General features: G+C 69.7%; 25 protein-coding genes. 9 read left to right on the top strand and 16 right to left on the bottom strand.

The genetic code is table 11. The features are described from left to right. Positions 1–3 precede the first annotated feature (3 nt). A complete protein-coding gene (locus PO605_RS04730; protein WP_272206150.1) occupies positions 4–912 on the bottom strand; it encodes a LysR family transcriptional regulator in 909 nt (302 codons plus the stop codon). A 72-nt stretch (positions 913–984) separates the two neighbouring features. Here PO605_RS04730 and PO605_RS04725 point away from each other — a divergent pair, with 72 nt between their 5' ends. The 4 genes from PO605_RS04725 (at position 985) to PO605_RS04710 (ending at position 4,277) form a co-directional block, all read left to right on the top strand. After that, positions 985–1,650: an HAD family hydrolase gene (locus tag PO605_RS04725; protein WP_016449108.1), complete on the top strand. Its 666-nt coding sequence runs from the start codon at positions 985–987 to the stop codon at positions 1,648–1,650. 66 nt (positions 1,651–1,716) lie between these two features. Further along, a complete protein-coding gene (locus PO605_RS04720) occupies positions 1,717–2,730 on the top strand; it encodes a tripartite tricarboxylate transporter substrate binding protein BugD (protein ID WP_016452041.1) in 1,014 nt (337 codons plus the stop codon). Between the two features lie 19 nt (positions 2,731–2,749). Then, on the top strand, positions 2,750–3,892 hold the full coding sequence (locus tag PO605_RS04715; RefSeq protein WP_272206149.1) for a DSD1 family PLP-dependent enzyme: 1,143 nt from the start codon (positions 2,750–2,752) through the stop codon (positions 3,890–3,892). Then, positions 3,882–4,277, top strand: coding sequence for a RidA family protein (locus PO605_RS04710; protein ID WP_047469589.1), 396 nt, complete (start codon positions 3,882–3,884; stop codon positions 4,275–4,277). Before PO605_RS04715 ends, PO605_RS04710 begins: the two co-directional genes overlap by 11 nt. Before the next feature lie 31 nt (positions 4,278–4,308). Here PO605_RS04710 and corA read toward each other — a convergent pair whose 3' ends face one another. The 4 genes from corA to tsaB form a co-directional block, all read right to left on the bottom strand. After that, positions 4,309–5,295 (bottom strand): magnesium/cobalt transporter CorA, encoded by a 987-nt coding sequence (gene corA / locus PO605_RS04705; RefSeq protein WP_016449112.1) that lies wholly within the window; start codon positions 5,293–5,295, stop codon positions 4,309–4,311. A 173-nt stretch (positions 5,296–5,468) separates the two neighbouring features. Beyond that, positions 5,469–6,404 carry a uracil-DNA glycosylase family protein gene (locus tag PO605_RS04700; protein WP_272206148.1) on the bottom strand — a complete coding sequence of 312 codons (936 nt, stop codon included), beginning with the start codon at positions 6,402–6,404 and terminating at the stop codon, positions 5,469–5,471. Further along, positions 6,395–6,919, bottom strand: a complete 525-nt coding sequence (rimI, locus tag PO605_RS04695) for a ribosomal protein S18-alanine N-acetyltransferase (protein WP_016449114.1) — start codon at positions 6,917–6,919, stop codon at positions 6,395–6,397. The genes PO605_RS04700 and rimI overlap by 10 nt, the downstream gene beginning before the upstream one ends. Then, a complete protein-coding gene (gene tsaB / locus PO605_RS04690) occupies positions 6,916–7,656 on the bottom strand; it encodes a tRNA (adenosine(37)-N6)-threonylcarbamoyltransferase complex dimerization subunit type 1 TsaB (RefSeq protein ID WP_016449115.1) in 741 nt (246 codons plus the stop codon). The genes rimI and tsaB overlap by 4 nt, the downstream gene beginning before the upstream one ends. A 69-nt stretch (positions 7,657–7,725) precedes the next feature. Between tsaB and dacB the strand changes: the two genes are divergently transcribed. The 3 genes from dacB to PO605_RS04675 all read left to right on the top strand — a co-directional run bounded on the left by dacB (position 7,726) and on the right by PO605_RS04675 (position 11,395). Continuing rightward, complete coding sequence (dacB, locus tag PO605_RS04685) at positions 7,726–9,294, top strand: D-alanyl-D-alanine carboxypeptidase/D-alanyl-D-alanine endopeptidase (protein WP_272206147.1); 1,569 nt, start codon at positions 7,726–7,728, stop codon at positions 9,292–9,294. 264 nt (positions 9,295–9,558) lie between these two features. Continuing rightward, on the top strand, positions 9,559–10,692 hold the full coding sequence (locus PO605_RS04680) for an SGNH/GDSL hydrolase family protein (protein ID WP_047217891.1): 1,134 nt from the start codon (positions 9,559–9,561) through the stop codon (positions 10,690–10,692). 31 nt (positions 10,693–10,723) lie between these two features. Beyond that, positions 10,724–11,395, top strand: a complete 672-nt coding sequence (locus PO605_RS04675) for an OmpW/AlkL family protein (RefSeq protein ID WP_047470713.1) — start codon at positions 10,724–10,726, stop codon at positions 11,393–11,395. A gap of 63 nt (positions 11,396–11,458) precedes the next feature. Here PO605_RS04675 and PO605_RS04670 read toward each other — a convergent pair whose 3' ends face one another. Next, the gene (locus tag PO605_RS04670) at positions 11,459–12,997 is read right to left on the bottom strand and encodes a CoA-acylating methylmalonate-semialdehyde dehydrogenase (protein ID WP_047470711.1); all 1,539 of its coding nucleotides are present in this window, start codon (positions 12,995–12,997) and stop codon (positions 11,459–11,461) included. An 82-nt stretch (positions 12,998–13,079) separates the two neighbouring features. Here PO605_RS04670 and PO605_RS04665 point away from each other — a divergent pair, with 82 nt between their 5' ends. Beyond that, a complete protein-coding gene (locus PO605_RS04665; RefSeq protein WP_016449120.1) occupies positions 13,080–14,030 on the top strand; it encodes a LysR family transcriptional regulator in 951 nt (316 codons plus the stop codon). A 10-nt stretch (positions 14,031–14,040) separates the two neighbouring features. Here the strand turns inward: PO605_RS04665 and PO605_RS04660 are convergent, their stop codons facing one another. From PO605_RS04660 to PO605_RS04645, 4 genes are read right to left on the bottom strand one after another with little or no spacing between them, the layout of a single operon-like run. After that, positions 14,041–15,021 carry a tripartite tricarboxylate transporter substrate binding protein gene (locus PO605_RS04660; protein ID WP_016452035.1) on the bottom strand — a complete coding sequence of 327 codons (981 nt, stop codon included), beginning with the start codon at positions 15,019–15,021 and terminating at the stop codon, positions 14,041–14,043. A gap of 46 nt (positions 15,022–15,067) precedes the next feature. Next, entirely contained in the window at positions 15,068–16,087 is a 1,020-nt protein-coding gene (locus tag PO605_RS04655) for a Bug family tripartite tricarboxylate transporter substrate binding protein (RefSeq protein ID WP_082001514.1), read from the bottom strand. 45 nt (positions 16,088–16,132) lie between these two features. Beyond that, positions 16,133–16,936, bottom strand: coding sequence for a 5-deoxy-glucuronate isomerase (gene iolB, locus PO605_RS04650; protein ID WP_047470706.1), 804 nt, complete (start codon positions 16,934–16,936; stop codon positions 16,133–16,135). Beyond that, entirely contained in the window at positions 16,933–18,906 is a 1,974-nt protein-coding gene (locus tag PO605_RS04645) for a bifunctional 5-dehydro-2-deoxygluconokinase/5-dehydro-2-deoxyphosphogluconate aldolase (RefSeq protein ID WP_047470705.1), read from the bottom strand. Before PO605_RS04645 ends, iolB begins: the two co-directional genes overlap by 4 nt. 100 nt (positions 18,907–19,006) lie before the next feature. Here PO605_RS04645 and PO605_RS04640 point away from each other — a divergent pair, with 100 nt between their 5' ends. Beyond that, positions 19,007–19,906 carry a MurR/RpiR family transcriptional regulator gene (locus PO605_RS04640; RefSeq protein WP_047470703.1) on the top strand — a complete coding sequence of 300 codons (900 nt, stop codon included), beginning with the start codon at positions 19,007–19,009 and terminating at the stop codon, positions 19,904–19,906. 36 nt (positions 19,907–19,942) lie between these two features. Here PO605_RS04640 and PO605_RS04635 read toward each other — a convergent pair whose 3' ends face one another. The 6 genes from PO605_RS04635 to PO605_RS04610 form a co-directional block, all read right to left on the bottom strand. Beyond that, a complete protein-coding gene (locus PO605_RS04635) occupies positions 19,943–20,632 on the bottom strand; it encodes an NYN domain-containing protein (RefSeq protein WP_272206146.1) in 690 nt (229 codons plus the stop codon). A 215-nt stretch (positions 20,633–20,847) separates the two neighbouring features. After that, a complete protein-coding gene (locus PO605_RS04630) occupies positions 20,848–21,846 on the bottom strand; it encodes an L-threonylcarbamoyladenylate synthase (protein ID WP_047326340.1) in 999 nt (332 codons plus the stop codon). Between the two features lie 11 nt (positions 21,847–21,857). Beyond that, complete coding sequence (locus tag PO605_RS04625; RefSeq protein WP_272206145.1) at positions 21,858–23,021, bottom strand: 5-(carboxyamino)imidazole ribonucleotide synthase; 1,164 nt, start codon at positions 23,019–23,021, stop codon at positions 21,858–21,860. Further along, positions 23,018–23,515, bottom strand: coding sequence for a 5-(carboxyamino)imidazole ribonucleotide mutase (gene purE / locus PO605_RS04620; protein WP_047470696.1), 498 nt, complete (start codon positions 23,513–23,515; stop codon positions 23,018–23,020). The genes PO605_RS04625 and purE overlap by 4 nt, the downstream gene beginning before the upstream one ends. Positions 23,516–23,598: 83 nt before the next feature. Then, on the bottom strand, positions 23,599–24,987 hold the full coding sequence (locus PO605_RS04615; protein WP_047470695.1) for a hypothetical protein: 1,389 nt from the start codon (positions 24,985–24,987) through the stop codon (positions 23,599–23,601). Then, positions 24,984–25,970: an ABC transporter ATP-binding protein gene (locus PO605_RS04610; RefSeq protein ID WP_043789141.1), complete on the bottom strand. Its 987-nt coding sequence runs from the start codon at positions 25,968–25,970 to the stop codon at positions 24,984–24,986. The genes PO605_RS04615 and PO605_RS04610 overlap by 4 nt, the downstream gene beginning before the upstream one ends. Positions 25,971–26,048 lie beyond the last annotated feature (78 nt).

The following is a 26,048-nucleotide window of genomic DNA, read 5'->3' as shown; positions in this document are numbered from 1 at the left end:
GCACTACAGCGCGCCCGCTGCGGCGCACTGCTCCAGAAACGTCACCAAGGCCTGCACGCGCGCCGTGCGGCCCTTGCGCGTGGGCACCAGCAGGGTGACGGGCGCGCTGCCGAAATGCCAGTCGGGCAGCACGCGCACCAGCCGGCCCTCGGCAATGGCCGGTGCCATGTCCCATTGCGAACGCAGTACCAGGCCCAGGCCCTGTTCGGCCCAGTGGCGGGCCACGCCGCCATCGTTGGTCACATAGGACGGCGTCACACGCAGGGTCTGGCCGTCCACGGCACGCCGGCTGGCGGCGGGGCGCAGGTGCCACAGCGTCACATCCTCCTCGTTCTCGCGGATGCAGATGCAGGCGTGCTCCAGCAATTCGCGCGGCGTGGCGGGCGTGCCATGGCGGCGCAGGTAGTCGGGGCTGGCGCACAGCCAGCGGTCGTTGGCAGCCAGCTCGCGCGCCACCCAGGAGGAGTCGCGCACCGCGCCGATGTGGACCACGGCATCGGCATCGTGGCGGTCGGGGAAAGGCGTTTCGCGCAGGTCCAGCTGCAGTTTCAGTTGCGGGTGCTGGCGCGTGAAGGGCACCAGGGCCGGGGCCAGCCGGCTGCGCCCGTAGCCAAAGGGCGCGGCAATGCGCAGCGTGCCGCCCAGCTGGCGGGCATCGCCGTGCAGCGAGTCGCGCAGCTCCTCGATCTGGCCCAGCAGCCGCACGGCCTCGCGGGCAAAGCGCTCGCCCTCGGGCGTCAGCGCCAGGCGCCGCGCGCTGCGGTTGGCCAGGGACAGGCCCAGTTCGGCCTCCAGCCGGCGCAGGCGCATGGACAGTGCAGGCGGTGTCACGTCAAGCGCACGGGCCGCCGCGCTCAGCGAGCTTTCGCGCAGCAAGGCGGCGGCAAGCTGCAGGTCTTCGATGGCAATCATTCAATTTGCCTTAACGATTGATGACGGCGGATTTAACCACGACCATGGTCTTGGTCCGTACAGTGCCAAGGCATGAACACCCCATACCCCACCTCTGCCGCATGGCCCCGGGCCGTGCTCTTCGACCTGCTGACCGCCTTGCTGGACTCCTGGACCGTCTGGAATGCGGCCGCCGGCAGCGAGGCTGCCGGGCGCGACTGGCGCGCCGAATACCTGCGCCTGACCTATGGCTGCGGCGCCTACCAGCCCTATGAGGACCTGGTGCGCACGGCGGCCCGCAACCGGGGCCTGCCCGAGGCGGTGGCCGACAGGCTGGAGGCGCAATGGGAGCAGCTGCAGCCCTGGGATGGCGCACGCGAGCTGCTGGCCGCCCTGCGCCCGCACTGCCGCCTGGCCGTGGTGACCAATTGCTCCGAGCGCCTGGGTCAACGTGCCGCCGCGCTGCTGGGCGTGGATTGGGATGTGGTGGTGACCTCGGAAGCAGCAGGCTTCTACAAGCCCGACCCCCGGCCCTACCAGCTGGCGCTGGACCGGCTGGGGCTGCCTGCGGGCCAGGCCGCCTTCGTGGCCGGATCGGGCTATGACCTGTTCGGCACCTCGGCCGTGGGCCTGCGTACCTTCTGGCACAACCGCGTGGGCCTGTCGCGGCCCACGGGCGCGCCGCAGGCCGAGGCCGAAGCACCCACGCTGGCGCCGGCACTGCCCTGGCTCAGGGACTTTTCCCTGCAGCAGGGTTGAACCCCGAGGGTGCAGCCGGTGCTGTGCCCGCCCTCCTATCCTGTCCACCCTTGTGAGGAGCCTGCCATGCAGCTGCGTCCAGCCCTGCCGTTGTCCCTTGTGTCCGCATTCCCGGTCCTGTCCATCGTCTGTGCCATGGCGTGGAGCCAGGGAGCCCTGGCGCAGGCCGGCGCTGCCTTTCCGGCCAGGCCGGTCACGCTGGTCGTGCCGTTTCCCCCGGGAGGCCCCAGCGATGCGCTGGCCCGTGCCGTGGCTCAGAAGATGGGGGAGCATCTGGGCCAACCCCTGGTGATCGAGAACCTGGGTGGCGCCAATGGAACCATCGGCCTGAACCAGGCGCGCAAGGCTGCCGCCGACGGCTACACCCTGTCCTTTGGCGGCATAGGCACGCATGTGGTCAATGTGGCCTTGTACCGCAAGCTGCCCTATGACCCCGTGGCCGACTTCGCCCCTGTGGGACCTGCGGGCGCGGCGCCCATGCTGCTGCTGGCGCGTGCCAATCTGCCGGCCTCCGACCTGCGCCAGTTCGCCGACTGGCTCAAGCGCAACCAGGCCGCAGCCTCCTATGGCAGCGCCGGCGTGGGCTCGATATCGCACTATGGGTGCGTGCTGCTGCTGTCGGCGCTGGGCCAAAGCCCCACCCATGTTCCCTATCGCGGGATCGCGCCTGCCATGAACGATCTCATGGGCGGACAGACCGATTTCATGTGCGACCAGACGACGACGGCGCTACCGCAGATCGCGGGCGGCCGCATCAAGGCGATTGCGGTGCTGGGAACACAGCGCCTGGCTCAGCTGCCGGGCACGGCGGCCAGCGCCGAGGCCGGCCACCCCCTGCAGGCGCGCTCATGGAACGCGATCTTCGCACCACGCGGCACGCCGCCGGCGGTGCTCGCGCGGCTGACGCGGTCGCTGCAGCACGCCATGGGCGATGCGGGCCTGCGCGCACAGATGGCCGCGCTGGGGGTGGAGCTGCCGTCGCCCGAGCAGGCCGTGCCGGCCACGGTCTCCGCCTTGATCGAACAGGGACTGCGCAACGACGTGCCTGCCCTCAAGGCCAAAGGCCAATACCTGGATTGACGATGGAGAGAGAAACACCATGCAAGACACACTTCTGACCCTGGACACGCCCGCTGCCGTGATCGACCTCTCACGCATGCAGCGCAACATCCACCGCATGCAGCAGCGCATGGACGCGCAGGGCGTGCGCCTGCGCCCCCATGTGAAGACCAGCAAGAGCGTGCCCGTGGCCGCCGCGCAGCGCGCGGCCGGGGCCTCGGGCATCACGGTCTCCACCCTGAAGGAGGCCGAGCAGTTCTTTGCCGCTGGCACCACCGACATCCTCTATGCAGTCAGCATGGCGCCGCACCGCCTGCCGCAGGCCCTGCAACTGCGCCGGCGCGGCTGCGATCTCAAGCTCATCGTGGACAGCGTGGCGGCGGCCCAGGCCATTGCCGCGTTCGGCCGCGAACAGGGCGAGGCCTTCGAGGTATGGATAGAGATCGACACCGACGGCCACCGCTCCGGCGTGGGCGCCGAAGATGCGCCGCTGCTGCTGGCCATTGGCCGCACGCTGCACGACGGCGGCATGCGCCTGGGCGGCGTGCTCACGCATGCCGGCTCCAGCTACGAGCTGGACACGCCCGAGGCGCTGCAGGCGCTGGCCGAGCGCGAGCGCGCCGGCTGCGTGCAGGCCGCCGAAGCCCTGCGCGCGGCCGACCTGCCGTGCCCCGTGGTCAGCGTGGGCTCCACGCCCACCGCGCTGGCGGCATGCCGGCTGGACGGCGTGACCGAGGTGCGCGCAGGCGTCTATGTGTTCTTCGACCTGGTGATGCGCAACATCGGCGTGTGCACGGCCGAGGACGTGGCGCTGTCGGTGCTGGCCACCGTGATCGGCCACCAGGCCGACAAGGGTTGGGCCATCGTGGACGCAGGCTGGATGGCCATGAGCCGCGACCGGGGCACGGCGAAACAGCGGCAGGACTTCGGCTACGGCCAGGTCTGCGACCTGCATGGCGAGGTGATGCCGGGCTTCGTGCTGACTGGCGCCAACCAGGAGCACGGCATCCTGGCGCGCGCTGATGGCGCGATAGAGGCCGACATCGCCGCCCGCTTTCCCCTGGGCACGCGGCTGCGCATCCTGCCCAACCATGCCTGCGCCACGGGCGCGCAGTTCCCGGCCTACCAGGCGCTGGCGGCAGATGGCTCGGTGCAAACCTGGGAGCGGCTCCATGGCTGGTGAAAACGGGATCGATCTGCGCCATGCATCGCCGCAGCTGCCTGCGCCGGGCGGCCACTACAGCCACACGGCCACGGGCCAGGGGCTGGTCTTCGTGTCAGGGCAGCTGCCCATACGGCCCGACGGCACGCGCCTGGTGGACGCCAGCTTCGAGGACCAGGCGCGCCAGGCGCTGGCCAATCTGGCGGCGGCGCTGGAGCTGGCCGGCAGCGGCGTGCCCCGCCTGCTGCAGGTGCGCGTGTACCTGGACGACATGGCGCACTGGCCGGCCTTCGACCGCCTCTATGCCGACTGGGCCGGCGCGCACCGGCCCGCGCGCGCCGTGGTGCCCACGGGGGCGCTGCATTTCGGGTTGAAGGTGGAAATCGAGGCCGTGGCGCTGGCCTGAAGAAAGCCCGGCCCGAGGGGGCCGGCTGCCGCTACTTCAGCCAGCCGCGCTTGCGGAAATACAGCATGGGCCCGACGGCACTGAGCACCATGAGCGCGATGACGTAGACGTAGCCGAACTCCCACTCCAGCTCGGGCATGAAGCGGAAGTTCATGCCGTAGACGCTGGCGATCAGCGTGGGCGGCAGCAGGGCCACGCTGGCCACCGAGAAGATCTTGATGATCTTGTTCTGGTTGATGTTGATGAAGCCGACCGTGGCATCCATCAGGAAGTTGATCTTGTCGAAGAGGAAGGCCGTGTGGCTGTCCAGCGATTCGATGTCGCGCAGGATCTGGCGCGCTTCCTCGAACTGCTCGGCATTGAGCATCTTGGAACGCATCATGAAGCTGACGGCGCGGCGCGTGTCCATGACGTTGCGGCGGATGCGGCCGTTCAGGTCTTCCTGGCGCGCGATGGCGCCCAGCACTTCGCGGGCCACGTCGTCGGTCACGTCGCCGGACAGCACCATCTTGCTGGCCTTCTCCAGGTCGTCGTAGATGCCTTCGAGCGTATCGGCCGAGTACTCGGCGTCGGCGTCGAACAGCTTGAGCAGCACGTCCTTGGCCTCGTCGATCAGGCCCGGCGCGCGGCGCGCGCGCATGCGCAGCAGCCGGAAGACCGGCACGTCCTCGTCATGGATGGAGAACAGCACGCCGCAGCTGCGCAGGTTCTTGTTGTGCTCGTTGACGATGAAGGCCACGCGCACGGAGCGTGGGTCCTCGTCATCGTCGATCAGGAAGTCGCTGCGGATGTGCAGCTCGCCGTTGTCTTCTTCGTAGAAGCGGGCCGATTCCTCGATGTCGTCGTCCATCGCATCTTCGGGGATGGACAACTCGTAGTGCTGCTTGATCCAGCGCTTTTCCTCGACCGTGGGCGACTCCAGGTCCACCCAGATCGGCTTGAAGCGGGACAGCTCCTCCAGCGACTCGATCTCTTCTTGAACCAGGCGGCCATTGGCCAGCGTAAAGATGTTGAGCATAGGCTCACTCCAGGTGTTCTTCTCAGGCGTGCGGGGTATCGGGGGTGCTTTCAACCCCACAGGCCAACCGGGAGTTGAAAGCTACCAACTGGGGTAGGTTTCCACGGAGCTTTCTCCAAGATGCAAAGCATCGGATTATGCAGCGTTGCGCTGCAGCATGCGGGCCGGCCGCGCTATTCGGAAGCGGCTCCAGGGGGCATCTGGCGGCCTGTCACAAAAGCCTGGGCATGGCACAGGTCGGCCCAGGCGCCGGCCTTGGCCTGGGGGGCGCGCAGCAGATAGTTGGGGTCGTAGCTGACCACGGCCGGCACACCGGCGATGCGGTGCGGCTCGGCGCGCAGGCGGCCCAGGGCCTCCTGGCGCCCCAGCACGGCGCGCGCCGTGGCCAGGCCCAGCACCAGCACGCAGGCCGGGCGCAGATCGCGCAGCAGTGCCTCCAGCGACGGTTGCAGGGCCGGGACCTCGGGCGCCTCCTGGCCTTCGGCCGGAGGCTGCACACGGTGCAGGGCGGCGCTGTACAGGCGCGGATGGTCCTGCAGGTTCAGCGCGCGCAGCATGTTGTCCAGCAGCCGGGCCGCGTCGCCTTCCAGCGCGGTGCGCGCGCAGTCGGGGCCGGGGCGCCGGGCGGGCGGCAGCGGCAGGGAGTTGGCCGGCGGCTCCAGCAGGATCAGCCAGCCGCCTTCGCCGCCATCACCGGCCGGCGGCGTTGCCGCATACACGGGACGCACGGGGCCCAGCCGCCAGCCCAGGCCCGGTGCGCCGGCCACGGGCTGCTGCACGTAGCGGCGCGGCGGGCGTTCGCGTTCGGGGATGACGGGTGCGGGAGAGGCGTGCACGGGTGCGGGAGGCGGTGTCGCCTGGACCGGCGCCTGAACAGGCACCTGAACGCGTACGGGCGTTGGCGCGGCGACAGGCGACGATGCAGCAGACGCCGGTGCATCAGGCGCCGGTGCATCAGGCGCCGGGAGGGGCGCCGCTGCAGGCGCATCGGAGGGCGCAGCCAGGGCCTCGGACAGCACGGCGGGCGCGGTCTCGGGTTCGGGCAGCCAGACAGTGATGCCCATGGCATGCAGCATGGCCCGCTGGCGGGTGTCTAGATTCAGGGCCATAGCTTGAGGCTCATGAGCACGGCATGCTCGCGCGGGCCGTCGTGCATGGGGTAGTAGTTCTTGCGCAGGCCCACCTCCTGGTAGCCATGCGCGGCGTAGATGCTGCGTGCGCGGACATTGCTCTCGCGCACTTCCAGCCAGATCCATTGGGCCTGGCGCTGGCGCGACCACAGGGCCAGGGCGTCCAGCAGGATGCGGGCCCAGCCCTGGCGCTGGCGCGCCGGGGCCACGGTGATGTTGAGCAGGTGCACCTCGTCGAGCACGATCATGGCGACGAAGTAGCCGACCAGCCCGCCCTGGGCATCCACCAGCAGCTGGGTTTCATAGCCGGCCGCCATGGCGTCGATGAAGTTGCCGCGCGTCCAGGGATGGGAATAGGCCTGCTGCTCCACGGGCAGCAGCGTGTCCAGCCACAGCACGTTCAGCGGCTCGAAGCGCACGCTGTCCCGCTCCGACGCCAAGGCGTCGGTCAGGGGCGGCAGCGGCCGCGAGGGCTGTGGCGTGTGCGTGCTCATGCCTGGGCAGGAGGGGTCTCTGTGGTCTGCACGGGTGAAGCAAGCGCGGCTGCCGCCTTGGCAGCCTCGCGCTCGGCCGTGGTCTGCGCGACTTTATCGCGGATGTAGCGCGGCAGGGCCTGGTCGGCCGGCAGGGCGCGGTCGGCCGCCAGCATCGCAGGGGCCAGGCGCAGCATGGCGGCGGCCGTGGGCAGCGCAGCCACATGGCTGGCCTGGGGCGCCAGGCGCTCGCCATAGGCGGCCAGGGCGTTGCCGGCCACCACGGTGCCGGGCGGCAGCTGCAGGGCCTCGGGCGCGCACAGGCCGAAGTCGCCGCTTTGCTCGCCGATGTCGTTCCAGCGGCCATCGGCCCAGTGGTAGGCGGCGTGGTAGACCTCGTTCATGCGCGCATCGATCACGGCGATGAGGTCGGTGCAGCCGTATTGCATGCGCGCCTGCTCGGCCACGGCCAGCAGGCTGTCCATGGGCAGCACGGGCACGCGGGCGGCAAAGGCCAGGCCCTGGGCCACGGAGCACGCCGTGCGCAGGCCCGTGAACGAGCCCGGACCCCGGCCGAAGACGATGGCCCGCAGCTCGGCGAACTCCAGTCCGGCCTGGGCCATGAGGGCCAGGATGGCGGGGATCAGCTCGGTCGAGGTCTGCGGGCCGCCGGGGCCGCTGTGTTCCCAGACGGCATCGCCGCGCTGCACGGCGATGGAGAGGGTGTCGGTACTGGTGTCTAGGGCAAGAAGATTCATGGCGTGGGGCAGGCGGCGGTGCCGCAGCAAGCCCTGGATTATCGGTGCCCCGCCCGGCCCGCGCGCGGCATGGCCGCAATGACCGGCGTAGACTTGCTGGCCATGTTGCATCTTTCGCTGTCTTCTTTCCTTATTTCCTCGATTTCCTCCGCCTTCTCACTCGGAACGCCGCGTTCACACCGAGGCCTGGCAGCCGCGCTGCTGGCGGCGGCTGCCCTGCCCGGCATGGCCATTGCCCAGGCCGATGCGCCCACGTCACCGGCGGCCCTTTCCACCAAGACTGCGCGCGAAAGCCGGCTGCCGCCTCCCGTGGAAGCCGCCCTGGCGCGCGCCAAGCTGCCGCGCGAGGCGGTCTCCGCCCTGGTGGTGGAGGTCGATGGCCGGGCCGCTCCGCGCCTGGACTGGCAAAGCCATGTGGCCATGAACCCGGCCTCGGTGATGAAGCTGGTCACCACCTATGCGGCGCTGGACCAGCTGGGTCCTGCCCATGTCTGGCGCACGCCCGTCTTCCTGGGCGGGCCGGTGCAGGACGGCGTGCTGCGCGGGCCGCTGTACATCCAGGGCCAGGGCGATCCCAAGCTCGTGATGGAGCGGCTGTGGCTGATGCTGCGCCGCCTGCAGGGCATGGGCATCAAGGTCATCGTGGGCGACATCGTGCTGGACCGCAGCGCGTTCTCCGTCCCCGCCCACGATCCCGCCACCTTCGACAACGAGCCCTGGCGCCCCTACAACGTGGCGCCCGACGCCCTGCTGGTCAACTACAAGGCCGTGACGGTCGGCTTTGTGCCCGACGCCGCGGCGGGCGTGGCGCGGCTGCAATACGATCCGCCGCTGGCCGGAATCCAGCAACAGGAAACCGTGCCCCTGGCGCCGGCAGGCAGCGAGTGCGGCGACTGGCGCGCCCGGCTGCAGCTGGACATGGCCGACCCGTTGCGCATCGCCTTTGCCGGCACGTTCCCGGCCAGCTGCGGCGACAAGAGCTGGTCGCTGGCGCCGGCCCAGCCCGAGGCCTTCGCGGCGCGCGCCATCGAGGGCATGTGGCGCGAGCTGGGCGGCAAGCTCACAGGCACCGTGCGCGACGGCCGCGTGCCGGCCGGCCTGCAGCCGGCCTTCCAGAGCGAATCGCCCTCGCTGGCCGAGGTGGTGCGGGACATCAACAAATACAGCAACAACGTCATGGCCCAGCAGGTGTTCCTGACCATGGGCATGCAGCGCACCGGCGTGGCCAGCTTCGAGGCCTCGCGCCAGGCGCTGGGCCAGTGGTGGCAGGCGCGCTGGGGTGCGGCCGAGCAGCCCGTGGCCGACAACGGCGCGGGCCTGAGCCGCGAGGCGCGCATCACGGCCTCCGGCCTGGGCCGCATGCTGCAGCAGGCCTGGGCCTCGCCCGTGATGCCGGAGTTCGTGGCCTCCATGCCCATCGTCGGCGTCGATGGCACGCTGCGCCGCAGCCTCAGCCGCGTCCAGGGCATGGCGCACCTGAAGACCGGCACGCTGCGCGATGCCTCGGCCCTGGCCGGCTATGTGGATGGCGCCAGCGGCCGCCGATACGTGCTGGTGGCCATGGCCAACCACGCCAATGCGGCCGCCGCGCGCGCGGCCTGGGATGCGCTGGTGGACTGGACGGCGCACGACCGCTGATACGCTGCCTGCGCTCTTGTTCCAGGGCCTGCTTTTGCAGGCCCTTTCCGTTGTGTTTCTGCCTCCTGCCCGGCAAGGGCCTTGTCCTGCCTGCGGGCGCCAGACCGGTATTTATCGTCTATTCGCCCGCGTGCGAAATGCCCGGTCGGCCCGCGATTCCTATCGGTACTTGCCCGGTGTCGCCAAGGTGCGACTGTCGCTACGATGGCAATCACCAAAAAAAGCACGGTCGTGCTATTCACAACACTTCACGGAGATCACACCTTGGCAAATCGTTATCGAATCCTCGCGGCCTCCCTGGCCACGGCCGGCCTGCTGGCCGCTTGCGGTGGCGGCAGCGGCGCCGACACCACCCCCCGTGCCAAGATCACCTCCGTCAAGGTGATGGGCGACAGCCTCTCCGACAGCGGCACCTTCGGCTACAAGTTCACCGTGCAGAACGCCACGCTGACAGGCGCCGGCTCCAACCAGGTCTGGGCCGAGCGCGTGGCGGGCCTGTACAACATCTCCCTGTGCCCGCGCTTCAACGGCACGGCCTTCACGCCCAACACCTCGTGCAACAACTACGCCGTGGGCGGCGGCCGCATCAACTACACCAGCGCGCCCACGGCGCCCATCTCCATCACGCAGCAGATCCTGCTGGCCGGCGCGGCGGGCTTCACGGCCGATGACCTGGCCGTGATCGACGGCGGCGCCAATGACGCGGCCGACGTGATCGGCGCCTTCCTGGCCGCTTCCAGGGACCAGGGCGCCAACTTCAAGGCGCTGCTGTCCACCAAGATCGACGCGGCCACGCTGGGTGCGCTGCTGCAGCAGGGCCAGGCCGGCATGGCCCAGGCCGGCGGCCTGTACATGCAGAACCTGGCCAAGGGCTATGTGTCCACCATCCAGGCGAATGTGCTGGGCAAGGGCGCCACGCGCGTGGCCATCCTCAACGTGCCGGCCATCACGCTGACGCCGCGCTTCCAGCTGGTACTGCAATCGGTGGCCCAGCAGCAGGGCTCGGCCGCCGCCGCCCAGCTGGAGACCGTGTTCGACGGCTGGGTCAAGGCCTTCAACCAGCAGGTTGCCACCGGCTTCGCGGGCGAGAGCCGCGTGGCCATCATCGATTTCTACAGCGAGTTCCGCCAGCAGATGGCCGACCCCGCCCAGTACGCCTACACCAACGTGAAAAAGGCGGCCTGCCCTGCCACCGGCGTGGGCGCCGACGGCCTGCCCACCTACAGCTTCCCGACCTGCACCGAGGCCGCGCTGTCCGCCTCCATTCCCGTGGGCGAGACCAGCGCCAACTGGTGGAAGAGCTATGCCTTTGCCGACAGCTTCCACCCCACGCCCTACGGCCACCAGCAGATGAGCCAGCTGGCCTCCCGTACCCTGGCCCGCGCAGGCTGGCTGTGATAGCAGACACGCAGCACGAGGAGACACATCCATGAAGACATTCCTGCGTATCACCGCCGCCATGGCCATGGCCACGGCCTGCATGGCCGCCACCGCCCAGTCCGCCGGCACCTGGAGCGTGCGCCTGGGCGCCACGCGCATCGATCCCCAGACCAGCAGCGGCTGGCTGAGCACACCCAGCTTCCCCGACACCCGCGTGGACGTGAAGGCCAACAGCCAGCTCACGGGCGGCGTGACCTACATGGTCACCAACAACTGGGCCATCGACGTGCCCATGGGCCTGCCGTTCAAGCACGACTTCGTGGGCGATGGCGCCATCTCCGGCACGGGCAAGCTCGGCCGCACCAAGGTGCTGCCCGCCACCGTGTTCGCGCAGTACCGCTTCGGCGAGGCCAACTCCGCCTTCCGCCCCTACCTGGGCCTGGGCGTGACCTATGCCAAGTTCTTCGGCGAGCGCACCACGGCCTCCCTCAACGGCCTGACCGGTGGCACGCTGGCCAACCCCACCACGGCCTCGGTGGACAGCAAGTGGGGCCTGACGCCCCAGATCGGCTTCGTCTACAACTTCAACGAGCGCTGGTTCCTGGACGTGGCCTACTACAAGAGCTTCCTGAAGACCACGGCACACCTGTCCTCGGGCCAGAGCGTGTCGCTCAAGCTCAATCCGAACGTCTACGCCATCGGCATCGGATACCGCTTCTGACAGGTCGCAGCCCCAAAGAAAAACCAGCCCGCGGGCTGGTTTTTTCATGGAGGGGGACTGCGCCTACTTGGCCGTGGGCATCACGAATTCCGCGCCCTTGGGCGTGCTCTCGGGCCAGCGCTGCATGATGCTCTTTTGGCGGGTATAGAAGCGCACGCCTTCCTCGCCATAGGCGTGCATGTCGCCGAACAGGCTGCGCTTCCAGCCGCCGAAGCCGTGCCAGGCCATGGGAACGGGAATCGGCACGTTGATGCCGACCATGCCGACCTCGATGCGGCGGCCGAACTCGCGCGCCACATTGCCGTCGCGCGTGAAGCAGGCCACGCCGTTGCCGAACTCATGGTCGTTGACCAGCTGCACGGCCTCGGCGAAGTCCTTGGCGCGCACCACGGCCAGCACGGGGCCGAAGATCTCTTCCTTGTAGATGCGCATGTCGGGCGTGACATGGTCGAACAGCGTGCCGCCCAGCCAGAAGCCGCCCGAGGTGTCCGTGCCTGTGGCGGCGCCGGCCGCCTTGCCGTCGAAGCCCCGGCCATCGACCAGCAGCTGCGCGCCTTCCTTGACGCCCAGGTCGATATAGCCGCTGATGCGCTCGTGCGCGGCGCGCGTCACGATGGGGCCCATTTCCGCGGCCAGGTCCTCGCCGTCCAGCACCTTCAGCGCCTTGGTGCGCTCGATCAGGCGCGGCAGCAGCTGGTCGGCCACGTCGCCCACGAGCACGGCCACGCTGATGGCCATGCAGCGCTCGCCGGCCGAGCCGTAGCCGGCGCCGATCAGCGCGTCCACGGCCTGCTCGATATCGGCATCGGGCATGACCACCATGTGGTTCTTGGCGCCGCCCAGGGCCTGCACGCGCTTGCCGTGGCGCGCGCCCGTCTCGTAGATGTAGTTGGCAATGGGCGTGGAGCCCACGAAGCTCACGGCCTTCACGTCGGGATGCTCGATCAGCGCGTCCACCGCCTCCTTGTCGCCCTGCACCACGTTGAACACGCCGTCAGGCAAGCCCGCCTGCTTGAGCAGGTCGGCGATCAGCAGCGACGGTGTGGGATCGATGGGGCTGGGCTTGAGCACGAAGGTATTTCCCGCCGCAATGGCCACCGGGAACATCCACATCGGCACCATCACCGGGAAATTGAAGGGCGTGATGCCCGTGACCACGCCCAGGGGCTGGCGCAGCGTCCAGTTGTCGATGCCGGTGGAGACCTGGTCGGTGAAATCGCCCTTGAGCAGCTGCGGAATGCCGCAGGCGAATTCCACGATGTCGATGCCGCGGCTGACTTCGCCCTGCGCATCGGTGAAGACCTTGCCGTGCTCGGCCGTGATCGCATGGGCCAGCTCGTCCTTGTGCTGGTTGAGCAACTCCAGGAAGCGCAGCAGCACGCGTGCACGGCGGATGGGCGGCGTATCGGCCCACTTCGGGAAGGCCGCCTTGGCCGCAGCCACGGCGGCATCGATATCGGCGCGCGAGGCCAGGGCCACGCGGCCCGTGACCTGGCCGGTGGCCGGGTTGGTCACGTCCTGCCCGCGGTCGCTGGCACCTGCCGTGCGCTGGCCGTTGACGTAGTGGACGATGGAAGCGAAGGAGGTGTTTGCGGTGTTCATGCCAGGCAGTCTAGAAGTGCGCTTTCTGCCTGCCTAGGCGCTGCGCTTGAATTGATTGTTCAATTTGCTGAACAATCCATGCATGGCAAATGAAAAACCCGATGCCAAGGCCGAGGCCTTGTGGAGCCACCTGCACTGGCTGGTCGTACTGGAGCAGCAGGGCAGCTTCACCTCGGCCGCCGCGCGCCTGGGCGTGAGCAAGGCGGCCATGAGCCAGCGCGTGGCCGAACTGGAGCGTGCAGCCGGCATCGCCCTGGTCACCCGCACCACGCGCAGCGTGCGCCTGACCGAAGCGGGCCAGCGCCTGGTGGACGACACGCGCGGTGCCTTCGAGCACATTGCCCACAGCTTCTCCGGCGTGCGCGACCTGGCTGCCGCACCGCGCGGCCTGCTGCGCGTGACGGCGCCGCTGGCCTTTTCGCGCCAGCAACTCATGCCGCGCCTGCCGGCCTTCCTGCGTGCCCATCCGCAGATTCGGCTGGAGCTGGACCTATCGGACCAGATACGCTCGCTGGCGCTGGAAGGGTTTGATCTGGCCATACGCCACGTCACGGCGCCGCCCGAAACCCATGTGGCCTGGGCGCTGGCGCCCACGCGCTCGCTGCTCGTGGCCAGCGCGGACTACCTGGCCGCGCACGGCACCCCGTCCACGCCGCAGGACCTGGCCGCGCACCACTGCCTGCACTATCCGCGCACCCAGGGTGCCCCGGCCTGGAGCTTCGTTCCCCGCGACGCCGGCGTGGACGGCGTGCGCGTCGTCGTTCCCGTGACCGGCGGCTTTGCCGCCAACAACAGCGAAATCCTGCGCGACGCGGCACTGGCCGGCCTGGGCATCGCCCTGGTTCCGGACTTCAGCGCGCAATCGGGCCTGGCCTCCGGCCACCTGAGCGAAGTCCTGCCCGGCTGGCGGCCCGTCGACGCCTTCGGCGAACAGCTGTTCGCCATCCGCCCCTACGCCAGCCACGTCCCGCGCGCGGTGGCGGTGTTCGTGGACTTTCTGCGGGAGTCGTTTGCGGCGGGGTTCATCCGCTGAGGGCGAGCCCTCAGGCCTTGATCCCCAGCTTGTCCACCAACTGCTTGAACACCGCGTTGTCGCGGTCGATCACGGCCTTGAATTCGGGCTGGTCCAGGTAGCCCTCGCCCATGTTCTGCTTGGCCATGGTTTCCCGCAGGACGGGGTCCTTGAGGGTCAGGGCCATGGCCTTGCGCAGGGTCTGGACCACGGCGTCGGGCGTGTTGCGGGGCACGGCCAGGCCGCGCCAGCCGCCGATGAGCAGGTCGATGCCGCGCTCCTTGAGCGTGGGCACGGCTTCCCAGCCGGCCTGTATGCGCTGCTCGGCCATGATGGCCAGCGGGCGGATCTTGCCGGCCGCCACATAGGTGGCCACCTCCACGGGCGTGACGGCCACGGCCTCGATGTGGCCGCCCAGCAGGTCGAGCACGGCGGGGTTGGCGCCGCGGTAGGGCGCGTGGTTGAACTTCACGCCCGCCTTGTCCTGCAGCGCGGCGGCGGCCAGGTGGCCCAGCGAGCCCGGGCCGGCATTGCCGATGCGCACGGCGGCCTCGTCCTTGCGCGCGGCGGCGATCAGTTCCTCGATGCTGCGATAGGGCGAGTCGGCACGCACGGCGATGGTGGCGGGGTCGGCGTTCAGGCGGGCCACGGGCAGCAGGGCGTCGGAGCTGATCTTGGTCAGCCCCATGTGCGGGATCATGGTCAGCTCGACGGTGATGATGCCGATCTTGTAGCCGTCCGGCCGGGCATTGGCCAGCTCGGTCCAGCCCACGGCGCCGCTGGCGCCTGCGCGGTTGAGCACGATCAGGTCCTGCGGCAGGTGCTTGCGCGCCACCTCGGCCAGCGCGCGTGCCAGCACGTCGGTGCCGCCGCCTGCAGCGAAGGGCACGATGAGTTCGATGGGGCGCTGGGGCCAGGCGCCGGCAGGCGCTTGTGCCACGGCGGGCAGGACGGGCGCTGCGGCCAGGGCGCCGAGTGAGCGGATGAAATGGCGGCGGGATGCGGTGGTCATGTTGTCTCCGGAATCTGTTCTAAGTGTCTTTTGTCGCTGCTGCGCTTCAATCCATTTTGATCTGGGCCGCCTTGATCACGCCGCTCCACAGCGCCTGTTCCGAGCGCACGAAGCCTGCGAACTGCTGCGGCGTCATCTCCATGGGCTGTATGCCGATCTCTTCGAGCTTGGCACGCGTCTCGGGGTGGCGCAGGGCGGTGGCCAGGCTCTTGTTCAGGCGCTCGGTGAGCGCAGGGCTCAGGTGGGCGGGGCCGACGAAGCCCTGCCAGGCATAGGCTTCGAAGCCGGGCACGCCGGCCTCGGCCATGGTGGGTATGTCGGGCAGGATGGGCAGGCGCTGGGGCGTGGCCACGGCCAGCACGCGCAGCTTGCCCGCGCGGATGGCCGAGATGCTGGGCGGCAGGTCCACGAACATGGACTGGATCTGGCCGGCCATGAGGTCCTGCAGCGCCGGGGCCGAGCCCTTGTAGGCCACGTGCAGGATCTGGGTGCCCGTGCGCTGCTTGAACAGCTCCAGCGCCACGTGCAGCGGCGAGCCCGGCCCCGACGAGGCCGAGGAGATGCCGCCCGGCTCCTTGCGCGCCATGGCCAGGAATTCCTGCACGTTCTTCGCGGGGAAGGACGGATGCACGGCCAGCACCAGCGGCATGCGGCCCAGGCCGCCGATGTAGCTGAAGTCCTTGCCCGCGTCATAGCTCAGGCGCGCATACATGGCGGGGTTGAAGGCCAGCGTGCCCGAGTCGGCCGTGCCCAGCGTGTAGCCATCGGCCGGGGCGCGTGCGATCAGCGTGGCACCGATGATGCTGGCCGCGCCGGGACGGTTGTCCACCACCACGGGCTGGCCCAGGTCCTTGCCCATCTGCACGGCCAGCTGGCGCGCGATCACGTCGGTGGTGCCGCCCGGTGCGTAGGGCACCACCCATTTGACGGGCTGGGTGGGCCAGGCTGGCGCACCCTGGGAGGACGGGGCTGGGGCGGATTGCGCCTGGGCGGTGCCCATGCCCAGCGTCAGCAGGGCGCAGGAAAGCCAGGCCTTGCGGTGCAGGGCCATTGGGTTGAACAGCATTTTTTTGTCTCCGGTGGTTTTTATGGGCGTCTGTTGCGCCGTGCGTCAGCGCGGCCGCAGCATCCATTCATGCGCGGGGTCGTTGCGGAAGGCCCAGCGCCGCTCGGGCCCGGCCATGGTGTTGAGGTAGTAGAGGTCGTAGCCGTGCGGGGCCACGCAGGGGTGGTAGCCGCGCGGCACCATCACGGTGTCGCGATGCTCCACCGCCATGGCTTCGTCGATGCTGCGGTCATCGGTGTAGACGCGCTGGAAGGCAAAGCCCTGGCTGGGGTTGAGCAGGTGGAAGTAGGTTTCCTCCAGCACGGTCTCGGCGTCCGGCGCGGCGGGGTCGGCGCTGTCGTGCTTGTGCGGCGGATAGCTGGACGAGTTGCCTGCGGGCGTGATGACCTCGACCACCAGCAGGGACTCGGCCGCCTCGGTCTCGGGCAGGATGTCGCAGACATGGCGCGTGTTGCTGCCCTGGCCGCGCACGCTGCGGCGCATGCTTTCGGGGGCGATCACGCGCGTGGCGTGGCGGCCCGTGGCGGGTGCGGCGCTCAAGGCAATGTCGGCCGGGCCGCGCGCCGTGATGCGCAGGCTTTGGCCGGGCGGCACGTAGACGGCCGTGGGCGCACTCTCCTCGAACACGCTGGCGCGGCTGCCCAGGGCGCTGAACGCCTGGCTGCCGACCTGCACGTCCACCTGGCCGGTGAGCACGGTGATGCAGTATTCGAGCGGTCCCGTGGACAGCTCCTCCTGCTCGCCCGCCTGCAGCTGCAGCGCCTTGAAGTGGATGTGCTTCCAGCCCGCGCTGGCGGGCGTGATGTCGGTGACGATGCGGCCGGGCGCGGCCTTGACGAGCAGGCTCATGCCGCAGCTCCTTCGGTGATGTCCTGGCGCGCGTCCACGCGGCTGGCATCCCAGCCCGCGATCAGCGCGCGGAAGTTGGCGGCGACGGCATCGCGCAGCGCGGCGTCGTCCAGCTCGTTGCGCAGCCACTGCAGGGCCGGACCGGCCCAGACGCTGCGGCCGATCATGAAACCCTTGACCACGGGCGCCCGTGCCTGGGCAAAGCCCTGCACCAGTTGCTCCACGGGCTGGGACAGCCCCAGGATCACGGCGCCCCGGCACCAGGGGTCGCGTTCGTTCACCAGGGCGTCCAGCGCCTCCCAGTTCTCGCGCGCCATGGTGCCGACCTTCCACCATTCGGGCTTGAGGCCCAGGTCGTAGAAATGGCGTATGGCGCGTAGCACGGCCTCGCCCCGGTCGTCGGGCGCCAGCGTGTCCTTTGGCGGGATCACTTCCAGCAGCAATTCATGGCCGCTGGCGCGCGTGGCGGTCCAGACCTGCTGCAGCCAGGCATCCTGCTCGGCGCGCAGTGCGGGCGTGTCGTCGGGGTGGTAGAAGACCAGGCATTTGACGGTATGGCTTTGCGGCCAGTGCAGCAGCTCGGAAGCCAGCGAGTCCGTGCCGTCGAAGCGCAGCGGGCGCGAGCCCGGCCGCTCTATGGGCCGGCCGATCCACCAGCCGCGTCCCGTGGCGTCGTGCAGCGCGGCCTCGCCCAGGTCGTGCCGGCCGTCGATCAGCACGCCCATGCGGCCCGCGTTGCCCGGATCGCGCTCGACCTGGGCGACCACCTCGTTGATCAGCCGCTTGAGCGGGCGCAGCCGCGCGGGCGCTGCGCCGGCCTCGCGCGCCAGATCGTCGAACTGGCTGCGGTGGTCATAGGCCAGCACGCACAGCGCGGGCCACTGCGGCCGCGCGCGGCTGACGCGGTGCAGGTGGGACAGCTCGGGGTCCTGGTCGGGACGCGGATGGCGGTGGCCCGAGAACCAGTGCGCCAGCTCGGCCTGCGTGGGCATGGCCGGCGCGCAGCCATGGCGCGAGACCACGATGGCGCCACAGGCGTTGGCAATCGCCGCAGATTCCTCCAGGCTCTTGCCGCGCAGCAGCCCGGACAGCAGGCCCGAGGCAAAGGCATCGCCCGCGCCCAGCACATTGAGCACTTCCACCCGCTCGCCCAGCACCGTGGGCGCATCGGCGATCGCATCGGGCACCTCGCCCTCGATCAGCGAGCAGCCCAGCGGCCCGCGCTTGACCACGAAGACGGCGCGGCTGCATTCGCGCACGCGGCGCAGGCTGGCGATCAGGTCGCCCTCCACGCCGCCGGCGATCAGCCATTCCTCCTCGGTGCCGATGATGAGTTCGAACTGGCCCAGCTCGGCCTGCAGCCTGCGGCTGACCTCGGCGCTGGCCACATAGCGCGTCTCGCCGTCGCCCCGTCCGGCCAGGCCCCACAGCACGGGCCGGTAGTCGATGTCCAGCACGCGCACCAGGCCGTGGCGGCCTGCCATCTCCAGTGCCTTGCGGCTGGCGGCCAGCACGCCGGGTGCGCTCAGGTGGGTGCCCGTGATGGCCAGGCAGCGGCAGCGGGCCAGGAACGCCTCGCTGATGGCCTCGGCGTCCAGGGCCATGTCGGCGCAGTTCTCGCGGGCGAACAGCAGGGGGAAGGTCTCCTGGTCCTTGATGCCCAGCAGCACCATGCCGGTCAGGCGCTGGGCATCGACCTGCACCTGGCTGGTGTCGCAGCCCTCGCGGCGCAGCGTCTCGACCAGGAAGCGGCCATTTTGTTCATCGCCCACGCGCGAAATCATGGCCGAGCGCAGCCCCAGGCGCGCCGTGCCGAAAGCCATGTTGCCCGAGGAGCCACCCAGGTACTTGGCAAAGCTGCTGGCCTCCTCCAGGCTGCAGCCGATCTGCTGCGCGTAAAGGTCCACGGCCAGTCGGCCCAGGCAGGCCACGTCCAGCGGCCGGTCGGAGGGAAAGTTCAGCATGCTCATCGTCATAGGCCTGTGCGTTGCGGACACCCGCGTGCGGGCCTGTCCATAATCGTTGCGTGCATGCGATCATAGATCGAAATAGAAAAAGTTTTCCATATATATGAAAAATAGAAAAGCCCTTGGCGATGCAGGCGCCCCCTCGCTGGCCGGCCCCTACGCCGACCGCGCCGCCTTCCTCACCGTGCTGCGCGAAGGCTTCGAGGCCCTGAGCCGCCAGCTCAAGGCCATCGGCCGCCATGTGGAAATGCAGGGCGATCGCCTGGCCTTCGACGGCATCCAGGCCACGGCCGAGCAATGTGGCGTGCAGCCTTCGGCCGTGGTGCGCTTTGCCAAGCATTTCGGGTTCTCGGGGTACTCGGAACTGCAGGCGCTGTTCCGCGCCGATGCGGCGCGCCAGCTCTCGGCCCAGCATGACTACCAGGACCGCATCCGGGGCCTGATCGCCTCGGGCAACGAGCCACGCAGCAGCGCGCGCCTGGCGCACGAGGTCATCGAAGGCAGCATCGAAAGCCTGCAGGCCCTGCAGCGCGGCCTGCCGCCCGAGCAGTTCGAGGCGGCGGTGGACCTCATGCTGGATGCCCCCTCGCTGTGGCTGGCCGCCTCGCGCCGGGCCTTCCCCGTGGGCGCCTACCTGGCCTATGCGCTGCAGCACACCGAAAAGCCCGTGCACTGGCTGCACGGCCTGGGCGCCATGCAAAAGGGCGAGCTGCGCGCGCTGTCGCCCGGCGACGTGATGCTGGCCGTCTCCTTCGAGCCCTATGCGCCCGAAACGCTGGAGGTGGTGGACGCGGCCCTGGCACGCGGCGCGCGCCTGCTGGCGCTGACCGACAGCCAGCTCAGCCCCCTGGCATCCCGCGCCACCGTTACCCTGCTGGCCCAGGACGCGGCCACCTTCGGCTTTCGCTCCCTGACCAGCACGCTCACCCTGGCGCAGTCGCTGTTCCTGGCGCTGGCCTACCGGATGGAGCTGGCGTACGAGCCTTCGGTGAAGAGGTCCTAGGCGGCAGCGTTCCGCCCAGGGCCGCTTTGTGGGGGTTCACCAATGCGCAGGCTTGCCGGCTGGTTTTTTCCGCGTCTGCACGTTCAGCGGCAACTGCGATTGCGCCAGCTCGTCGTCCCTGATGTGATGGCGAACCCAGTGCGCCAACGCCGTCAAGCGCTTGTTGGGCACTTTGCCGTCTGCTGCGGTCCTGTCGCGCAATGGCATGACCAGCCCCAGCCTGGCGGCGGGCACGTCCTCGCGCAGCATGCGCAGTGCGGGTTCCACGTCACTGTCGTTGGAGCAGATCACCAACTGGTCGCATTCGCCACGTACTGCATCACGGTAGGCGTGCAGCGCAAGGTTCACGTCGGTCTGCTTTTCTTCGATCATCCAGACGCGCGACACGTTGTTCTTGCTCGGGTTGGCGCCCGCTTGATAGCTCGGCAGGGATGTGGGTTCGAAGACGTGGAAGCCGTTGACGATCTGGATCAGGCCAGGGTCTCGTGCCTGCAGGGCGCGAAGGTACTGGGTCTGTGCCTGGACCGATGCCTCGCCATGCCGGGCGTACGAGGCTTTGACGGGAGCCGTGAAGTACTTGATGGCGACAACCTCTGCGCCAGGGTCTTGCGGCAGCAGGATGCGATCACGAAACAGCGCAGCAATGTCCAGCCACTTGTACGGCGCGCCCTTGAGCCGCGAGTAGTAGAGGTTGTAGCCGTCGATGTAGATGGTTGTTCTGGTCAATGTCCAATCCACCAATGAAAAGACCACCTTGCGGTGGCCTTTTCGCCCTAAGCCTGAGCCAACTGAATGACACCGCGAAGGGATTGTGTAGCGCGATTCTAGCAACTCCTGCCATTCAAAGGCCTGGAACGGCGCCTGTTCCTGCGCCGCACGCCGTTGGACAGGTGCGCGGGTTGATGCCCGATGCGGCACTGCAGTCCCCGGGGGGGCCTCTTCTATCCCGCAGCCGCCGCGCGCAGCAGCCGGTCGCGCACGCCTTCCCAGTCCGGCGTGTCGGGCGGGGTCTCGATCCAGATCAGCTGGGCGCCGATCTCGTCGAAGTCGCGCAGGGCGCCGAACAGCTCGCGCGCGGTGGCGGCGGCGTCGGCGGGCATGGCGCGAAGCGTGACGGCGCGCGAGGCGGTGCGCAGCGGTGCGCGGTGGTAGACGGCCAGGTTCCGGGCGTCGGCGCCCAGCACGTCCAGCCCGGCCTGCAGCTGCCTTGCATCCATGAGCCGGACCTTGGCGTTGGGCGCGTAGTGGGCCAGCAGCGTGCCGGAGGCGCGTGGCGTGTTCTCCAGCAGCTCGTCCTTGGACAGGGGGCGCTGGCCGCAGGCGCGCTCGATATCGTCGCGCGTGATGGCGCCGGGGCGCAGCAGCACGGGCACGCCGCGCGTGCAGTCCACGATGGTCGATTCAATCCCCACTTCGCAGGCGCCGCCGTCCAGCACCAGCAGCGTGTCGCCGAACTCGTCGGCCACATGGGCCGCCGTGGTGGGGCTGACGCGGCCGAACTTGTTGGCGCTGGGCGCCGACACACCCCAGACGGGCGGCTGCAACTGCTGGCAGGCGGCCAGCACGGCATGGGCGACGGGGTGGGAGGGGCAGCGCAGGCCCACGCTGTCCTGGCCGCCGGTCGAGGCCCGGGCGGCCTGGGGCAGGCGCGGCAGGATGAGGGTCAGCGGGCCGGGCCAGAAGGCGTCGATCAGCTGCTGCGCGAACAGCGGCACTTCACGTGCGTAGCGCGTGATGGCGCCGCTGTCGGCCACATGCACGATGAGCGGATGGTTGGGCGGCCGGCCCTTGGCGGTGAAGATCTGCGCGACGGCCGCGTCGTTGTCGGCATCGGCCGCCAGGCCATAGACGGTTTCCGTGGGCAGGCCCAGCAGTTCGCCGCGCTGCAGCGCCTGTGCGGCGGCCTGGACAGAGGCCGCCAGCGTTCCATCAAGAATCATCGCGCGGGCCTTCAGAACGGCTCTATACCCAGGATGGCAGCGGCTTGCAGGGCGGTGGAGCGCACGGCCTCGGGCGTGGGGCCGGTGACGTTCAGGTGGCCCATCTTGCGGCCGCGCTTGGCGTCGTGCTTGCCGTACAGGTGCAGGTGGCAGCCGGGCAGGGCCAGGACCTGGTCCCAGGCCGGCGCCTTGGCCTGTTCGCCGTCCTTGAACCACAGGTCGCCCAGCAGGTTCAGCATGATGGACGGGCTGTGCTGGCGCGGCTGCGTCAGCGGCAGGTCGGTCATGCAGCGCACCTGCAGCTCGAACTGCGAGACATCGCAGGCGTTCTGGCTGTAGTGGCCGCTGTTGTGCGGGCGCGGCGCGATCTCGTTGACCACGAGCATGCCGTCCTGCAGCACGAAGAATTCGACGCAGAGCACGCCCACGTAGTCCAGGCCGTCGGCCACGGAACGTGCGGCGGCCAGCGCCTGCTCGACCTGGGCCTGGGGCAGGTTGCCTTCGTAGACCTCGGTGACGGAGAGGATACCCTCGCGGTGCAGGTTGCGCTGCACGGGCAGGTTGACCATGGAGCCGTCACGGCCGCGCGCCACGATGACCGAGCATTCATGGGCCAGCGGCAGCATTTTTTCCAGCACGCAGGCCACGCGGCCCAGTTGCTCCCAGGCGGTGGCCAGCTCGGCGGCGTTCTTCACGCGCACCTGGCCCTTGCCGTCGTAGCCCATGCGCGCGGTCTTGAGGATGCCGGGCAGCAGGCTGGCGTGCACGGCCGCCAGCTGGGCCGGCGTCTCGATCACCGCATAGGGCGCGCAGGGCACGCCGCAGCGCACGAAGTGGGCCTTCTCCTGGGCGCGGTCCTGGGCAATGGCTACGGACGAGCCAGCCGGCGAGACCGGCCGCTGGGCGGCCAGCAGGTTCAGCGCCGCGGCGGGCACGTTCTCGAATTCGGTGGTGACGGCGGCCGACAGGCGCGCCAGTTCGGCCAGACCCTGCGGGTCTTCGTAGCCGGTACGGATGTGGTGGTGGCTGACCAGGCCGGCAGGGCTGGTCGGGTCGGCGTCGAGCACGGCCGTGAAATAGCCCATGGCCTGGGCCGATTGCACGAACATGCGGCCCAGCTGGCCGCCACCCAGCACGCCCAGCGTGGCGCCCGGCAGGATCACATCTGCGCTCATACGGCCACCGGGGGAAGCGTCATCGCGCGCGCTGCGGCGGTCTGCTCGGCGCGGAAGGCTTCGAGCTTCGCCCGCAGGGCCGGGTCCTCATTGGCCAGCAGGGCCACGGCGAACAGGGCCGCATTGGCCGCACCGGCCGCGCCGATGGCAAAGGTGGCCACGGGCACGCCCTTGGGCATCTGCACGATGGAGTGCAGCGAGTCCACGCCCTGCAGGTGGCGGCTGGCCACGGGCACGCCGAGCACGGGCACCACGGTCTTGGCGGCAATCATGCCGGGCAGGTGGGCAGCGCCCCCCGCACCCGCGATGATGGCCTTCAGGCCACGGCCGGCAGCGGCCTCGGCGTAGGCGAACATGTCGTCGGGCATGCGGTGGGCCGAGACGACCTGGGCTTCATGGGCGATGCCAAATTGCTGAAGAATGGCAACTGCGTGCTGCATGGTCTCCCAGTCGCTGCTGGAGCCCATGACCACACCGATCTGGATGGAGTTCATGTCGTGAGGGCGCCTGCGGCCCGGCCTAGTGGAACCCGCGATTTTACTTTTTTAGTCCTAATTCGCGTAATCCATGCGCCAAATCACCGCACAGCCGTGTGCTGCTCGCGCGCAAAACCCAGCACGCGCTGGCGAAACACATGGGCCAGCCAGGCCAGGGCCAGCCCCACCTGCACGGCCAGCGACAGCCACATTCCACTGGTGACGGGCTTTGTCAGGCCGGCTGCCAGCGGCTGGGCCAGCATGGCGGCATCGGCCCCGGCCAGGCCAAAGGCCAGCAGCGGCAGCACGATGTTGACCAGCAGCCAGGTGACGGCGAACGCGGCCAGCGGCGACTTGATGCGCCCGGCCAGCAGGGAAAAGCCCGTGGCCAGCGCGGCATCACGCAGCAACTGCGCCGTTGCCAGTGCCGCCAACTGGGCTGTACCGGGCAGGATGGGCTGGCCGCCTGCGGGCCACAGCAGCCACAGCGCACAGGCCTGCACGGCCAGCAGCCAGCTCACAGGCCACAGCGGCAGGGCCTCGAGCGCGCCACGCCAGCGCCCCTGCAACACGCACCATTGCACCTGGCGCCAGCTGCGCAGGCCTTCGTCCATGCCGTGCAGGCAGACATAGGCCGTGCCCGCCAGCGCCAGCCCCGTGGTCCATGCGAAGAAGGAGGCCGGACCGGGGCCCTGCAACTGCATTGCATCGAGGTGCATGCCGCCAAAGGCCAGGCCCGCCACGCACAGGCCCAGCGGCCAGGCCCAGGGCAGGGTGCGCACATCCAGCCGCGTGCACAGCAGCCGCCACAGGGCCAGCAGGCCCAGCCCCAGCGCGATGGCGCCGAACAGGTAGATGGCGCCGCGCCCGTGCAGCGGCACGGACCACCACAGCACAGGGCGGCCTTCCTCGCGGCCCAGCTGCTCGGTCAACCGGCCCAGGATGGGGCCGGGCAGCACCATCACGAACAGCAGCGGCACCAGCACGAAGCGGATGCGGCGCGCGGGCTGCTCCTTCGGCCCCCAGCCCATGAGCACGGAGTGCATGCTCCAGGCCTGCAGGGCCAGGCCCCACAGCACGGCCTGCAGCACGGCGTGCACGCCCCAGGCCAGCCCGCCCGGCTGGCCTGCCGAGGTGGCCAGCACGGCCAGCGCGCACCACAGCATGTACAGCCAGGCCGGCAGCGGGGCGCCCAGCAGCTTGCCCCAGGCCATCTGCCAGGGCGTGAGGGCCGACAGGCGCTGCCAGTCCCAGGTGTGCTGGCGCGCTTCCTCGTTGAGGCCGCGTCCGGCCAGCACGCTGCCCAGGCCGGCCGCGGCGATCCACATGCCGACCAGGGCGGCGATCAGCAGCGTGTGCAGGCGGCGGTCGGGCTGGACCAGGGCCATTGGCGTGGCCAGCAGCAAGGCGGTGAGCAGCAGGCTCCAGCCCAGCTGGGACGGCCGCCAGTTGAGCCAGAGCTGGCGCTGGAATTCGGGGTTGTGCGTCATGGCTGCTCCGCAGGCGTGGGGGTTGCTGCGTTCTGCAGGCCGCGCGCATAGCGGTCCTGCAGGCGCTCGCGCACCGGGGCCAGGCTGGCCACGGGCAGGCCGGTACCGACCAGGCGGGCCAGCAGATCGGCGCGCTCGCGCGGCAGGGTGGGCAGCCACAGCTGCAGGTGCACCAGGCCCTGGTCATCGGGCGGCGGCACAGGGGTGTCGGGAAGGACCAGATGCAGCTGCCGTGCCAGCGACCCGGCCGAGGCACCCGGGGGCGGCGCCAGCTCCAGCGCGTACAGTGCCAGCGGGGCATCGTCGCCGGCGGCAGGTGACTTGATGCCGCCGTGCAGGGCCTCGTGGCTTTCCACGCGGCCGCCGCGCAGGCTCAGGATGTGGGTGCAGTACTCGTCCAGTTCGCTGAGGATGTGGCTGGAGACGATCAGGGTCATGCCCTGGGCCTGCAGCGCACGCATCAGCCGGGACAGGCTGGCGCGTGCCTCGGGGTCCAGGCCGCTGGCCGGCTCGTCCAGCAGCAGCACGCGCGGCTGGTGGACGATGGCCTGGCCGATGGCCACGCGCTGGCGCTGGCCGCGAGACAGCTCGGTGGGCAGGCGCTCCAGCAGGTCGGCCAGGCCCAGCTGCCCGGCCACGTGCGCCACGCGCTGCGGCGCCTCGGACGGGGGCACGCCCATGGACAGGGCTGCGTACTGCAGGCAGCGCCGCACGCTCAGGCGGTCATAGAGGCCGAAGAAATCCGACAGATAGCCCAGGTGCCGGTGCACTTCGCGGGGCTGCTCCTGCACGGCAATGCCATGCACCTCGACCTGGCCCGACAGCGGCTGGTCCAGCCCGGCGATGCAGCGCATCAGCGTGGATTTTCCGGCGCCGTTGGGCCCTACCAGGGCCGTGACGGTGCCTGCGGCGATATGGACGCTGACGCCGTCCAGCGCGCGGTGGCCCGGGTACTCGAACACCAGCTGCGAAACCTTGATCAAGGCGAGCCCTCCCTCATTGTGTTGATGGCAGGCCGCAATGGCGGCTCAGCGCGCCAATATAGCCCAGCGCTGCCGCGC

The organism is Delftia sp. DT-2, from assembly GCF_028401915.1.
Lineage (GTDB): Bacteria > Pseudomonadota > Gammaproteobacteria > Burkholderiales > Burkholderiaceae_C > Comamonas > Comamonas tsuruhatensis.
The sequence above is the reverse complement of the archived record's forward strand: the minus strand, read 5'-3'. Positions and strand labels throughout refer to the sequence as shown.